Genomic DNA, 501 nt, shown 5'->3' on the forward strand with positions numbered 1-501 from the left:
TAATTTCTTGTTGTGAGAAATACACATTGTTATAAATATCTTTACTTTCAATTAAATAATTTTTCATTCGTAGAGGTCCTTTCGTGATGTTCAATTTTCAACAAAAGCATCAGTATAATTAATAAAATAAATGATGGTAACCAAACAAAGTCTAAGTTTAATATACTTAGATAAATACAAAGTGCAAGGACTGGGAGCCCTAGAGCATTTCCCAGGGAATAAATGTGTTTTACAGTATGACTCGAATATGATGTAACAATGATTTTCATGAAAATAATTCTATCGACACCAAAAGTGAAACCGAACAATAACATTAATATCAATTTAATTACGAGCGCGTCTTCAGCCAAATACCACAAGGCAGTGATAGAAATACTTACAATACAAAATAGGTGCAACCAATTATGAGATAGAAATTTACTGAGTATCATCCCAATCAAAGCCATTCCTAGGCCTAAAGCACAGTCCAATAGTGCGACTTCATGAACTTCTCCATTCTTA

1 pseudogene is annotated in these 501 nt (G+C 31.9%); it reads right to left on the reverse strand.

From position 1 onward, the window contains the following. Positions 1 to 47 precede the first annotated feature (47 nt). Positions 48 to 501, reverse strand: a pseudogene (locus ACF91D_RS31715) (hypothetical protein); the annotation flags it as partial.

This window comes from Staphylococcus sp. 231237_7MaSpsaltlick (assembly GCF_043107035.1).